The sequence below is a fragment of the Verrucomicrobiia bacterium genome, assembly GCA_035629335.1.
Lineage (GTDB): Bacteria > Patescibacteriota > Saccharimonadia > Saccharimonadales > Saccharimonadaceae > DASUUR01.
Genome location: DASPIB010000013.1, coordinates 1 through 2987, shown reverse-complemented (window position 1 = coordinate 2987; position 2987 = coordinate 1). Strand labels below are relative to the sequence as shown.

At 47.1% G+C, this 2987-nt stretch carries 3 protein-coding genes; 2 read left to right on the top strand and 1 reads right to left on the bottom strand.

From position 1 onward, the window contains the following. Positions 1–73: 73 nt before the first annotated feature. A complete protein-coding gene (locus VD907_06885; protein ID HYG84571.1) occupies positions 74–553 on the bottom strand; it encodes a hypothetical protein in 480 nt (159 codons plus the stop codon). A 257-nt stretch (positions 554–810) separates the two neighbouring features. On the opposite strand from VD907_06885, the gene VD907_06880 reads away from it, so the two are divergent. Next, positions 811–1002 carry a hypothetical protein gene (locus VD907_06880; protein HYG84570.1) on the top strand — a complete coding sequence of 64 codons (192 nt, stop codon included), beginning with the start codon at positions 811–813 and terminating at the stop codon, positions 1000–1002. Positions 1003–1094: 92 nt separating this feature from the next. Continuing rightward, on the top strand, positions 1095–2327 hold the full coding sequence (locus tag VD907_06875; GenBank protein HYG84569.1) for a hypothetical protein: 1233 nt from the start codon (positions 1095–1097) through the stop codon (positions 2325–2327). The last annotated feature ends 660 nt before the right edge of the window (positions 2328–2987 follow it).

Here is a 2987-nt window from a genome sequence, read left to right as displayed (position 1 = left end):
ATGCAATCACCGTAGCGCCTGCAACCGTTCCCATTGGAAACAACCGCCCATAGCGAGGGGAGTATAACAAATCTTAAAACATCCCCTCCAAAACCCCAGGCGTCTCCACCCTCCCCGCCCCACCATCAAACCGCATCTCCACCATCGCATCCCCCGGCCTCAACCAAAACTGCACCACCACTTCCCCCCGGATCGCGGTCAGATTCAAATAATCGGCCAGATCCCCGGCCTTCGCGTAATGCAGCTTGACCTTGGCCCCGTTCCAGCTGACCGGATGGTAAGCCTCCAGTTGCGTGACATCGACCACCTTGTCGGCGTCAATATGCAATTCGCCGAGCAAGTAATAAGCGTGGTTCGCCTTCAGATTCTCGACCAGCCAACGCAGCGACCGGCCTTTCATGTCGACGCGCTGGGAGATCACGCGCAGCGGCTCGCCCTCGATCAGCACTGCGTCGACCGGATAGAGATTGTGGTGTATCTGGCTCTTGCCGATTGACCGGGCTTGGCCTTGGTAGTCGACGATCAGCCTAGGCTGTCGAAACGCATGCATCAAATCACATACCTTATTAATATTCAATAACTTAAAATCATTCTGGACGCAATCGTTTGACCAAAACGACAGCTTAAGCCGCTTTTATTTTGCTCATAAAGCGACTAATCAATGACTTAGCTAAAAGAAGCACACCTGAATGGCTTATAATTGTTCACTTTACAGTGATTTTATTTCCTCAGCTTGTGGATTTAAAATTATCGCTGTATGCGGTATAAATAGGTCTTATTTTAACCCATCCCCCAAATACTATGCTTCAAATGTCAAAACTACTAAACAGCCGCGATGAATGGAAAAACAAAGCGACTGAGCGCGCAGCTGAGCTTCGTGAGCTTAGAAAAACACAAAAACGTCATTTGAAAAAAATAGCGGAACTGAAACGGAATAATTGCCAGTTAGAACAGCTTGTCGAAGCAAAAAAAACATTACCTTCGAGCATCAGTCAACCCTAGCAACCCAGGATATTGCTGTTGTACCCGCGAATACTTCAACGGTTATTGACATAACACAAGCTCAGCAAACGCGACTTTTATGCGTGCTTATCGTGCTTGATGCGGTGGTTTCTTTTCGTAGCGTTCCGCGCATTCTTGAATTATTTCATTCACAAACATCGCTTGAATTACCGTGGACGCCACATTTTACTTCGGTGATTAACTGGAGTTTGCGCGTTGGTTTAGGGTTACTGCGCCAAGTGTGCCCAACGTGCGAGCCTTGGATTGCGATTATTGATTACTCCATTGATATAGGGACTAAAAAAGCACTGGTCGTGCTCCGCGTAAAAACACAGTCTCTATGCCAACGCGGCAGCGCCATTCAATTGCAAGATTGTGAATGTATCGGTCTTAAGGTGCGTGAAACGGTTAATCATCAGACGGTTTGCCAGGACTTAGAGGACATTTTTGCTATCGCCGGCGTACCTCAAGCGATTGTTAAAGACTGCGACTACACGCTAGCAAAAGGTGTGCGACAGTGGTCGGCCAAACAAGAAAAACCGGTGCCCGTCATTGATGACATCGGTCACTGCATGGCCAGCGCGCTGAAAAGTCAATTTGAAAAAACAGCGGATTATAAAGCCTTTACTGCGGCACTGGGTCAAGGTGCGAAATGCCTGAGACAGACAGAATTTGCCTGTTTGACACCCCCTAAATTACGGACTAAAGGGCGTTTTCAAAGCATCAGTAAACTCGGTGAATGGGGGGCTAAAATGCTGGATGTCTTTGCCGTTAAAGGCGGCGCGAAGAAAGGCAGCGTGTTAGCTAAATTACGGACGGTGTTTCCGGGCTTTTTACGGATGAAACCCTTTATTGAGCGCTTCGCGTTGACGACTAAAATAGTCTCAGAGGTGATGGAAATCATTAAAAACAAAGGGCTTAACAAAGTCACCTACCAACAATGTTACCAATTATCAAAAACATTGCCGCGAAATTCTAAAGTCAAAACACACCTACAAGCTTGGTTAAAAAAGCATGTGCAGATTCAAGCAGAGCTGACCGAACTGCCGTTGTTAAGCAGTAGCGATATTATTGAAACGCTGTTTGGAAATTATAAATACATGCTTGAACGCAGTCCGCAAGCCGACATGAATCGCTCCGTGCTATTGATTCCTGCTTTATGTGGCAGTCGAAAAGAAGCGGTGATTGACCAGGCATTAAATAAAGCATTTCAAGTAGATCTAGCACACTGGGAGGAGAAGAATATCCCTTATACGGTAAGAAAAAAGCGCCAAGAATTTTTTAAACATAAAAGCCAAAAATCGGGGAAAATAATAACGGACTAGATCAGTCTTTCGACAGGCTAGGATTATACTGGAAATCGTTCAGGTCCATTGAAGGTAGGGTCTGACGTGGGCCCGGTGTCTTCATGCGCTAATGCTGAAATTTAGTAACTATTCAGTCCCCCGGCAATTATCGCTCCCACGCTCTGCGTGGGAACGCCTGAGTACCGCTCCAGCGGTACGAGACGCTAGAGCGTCTCGGTCTTCATTCCCACGCTAGAGCGCTCATCGTTATACATAAGTCAAAAATTACCTTTTTGCAGCTTAACCAATGAGACCTCGATACCATTTATTGTCACTTAACATTAGCGGATCACCTAACGCTAGACGAACCGCGTAGGGTACGCTGTGCGTACCATGGTAACTCCGCGATATTCATGTGCCAGCCGAACCGCCAGGGCACGGCTTTGGTACGCGCAGCGTACCCTACAATTTATGCATAAAGACGAGCGTTAGAACGATAGGGAGGTGAATAATTACGAAATTTAAGCTGCGGTATAGCAATCACGGTTGCCAAGGGTTTTTTGGCCCGGCAACCGTGAGTTTAAAAGGGATTAAAGTTTAGGCGTCCGATTCGCTTTCTGATTTAACAGCGGGTTTGCTGTCGGTATTGTTGTCCGGTTTAGCGGCGGTAGCGTCCTGTTCACGGCGAGGCTTCTCGTC

Bases quoted from the DNA above. Each gene is read 5' to 3' on its own strand.
- VD907_06880 (HYG84570.1), top strand. From the start codon at position 811: ATGTCAAAACTACTAAACAGCCGCGATGAATGGAAAAACAAAGCGACT.